The organism is uncultured Lacinutrix sp., from assembly GCF_947500325.1.
In the GTDB taxonomy this organism is placed as follows: Bacteria; Bacteroidota; Bacteroidia; order Flavobacteriales; family Flavobacteriaceae; genus Lacinutrix.
This window is the reverse complement of record NZ_CANMRQ010000108.1, coordinates 1-281: the sequence shown is the minus strand read 5'-3', so window position 1 is coordinate 281 and position 281 is coordinate 1. Positions and strand designations below refer to the sequence as shown.

Annotated in this window: 1 protein-coding gene; it reads right to left on the bottom strand. The window is 34.2% G+C overall.

Features of this window, described 5'->3' with window-relative positions; translation table 11 throughout:
- Positions 1 to 281: SprB repeat-containing protein (locus Q0997_RS20385; protein ID WP_299892585.1), on the bottom strand; the 281-nt coding region annotated here is incomplete at both ends.

Genomic DNA, 281 nt, shown 5'->3' with positions numbered 1-281 from the left:
AATTGATTTAATTGAGGTGAAATCGCATATTTAATAATTCCTGTTCCACCTGTTGCAATAATCTCTAACACACCATTATTATTTCCACTACATGTTACATTAGTTGTATTAAAAGTAACATTAAGAGGCGCTATTGGTTCAGTTATAGTAATAGTTGAAGAAGTTGTGTTACAATCACCACTATCTACAGTAACGACATATGTGCCAGCCACAAGTTCAGTAAATACACCAGGACTATTTTGAGTTGCCGTTACTGGGTTACCCATAGTATCTTCTAATGT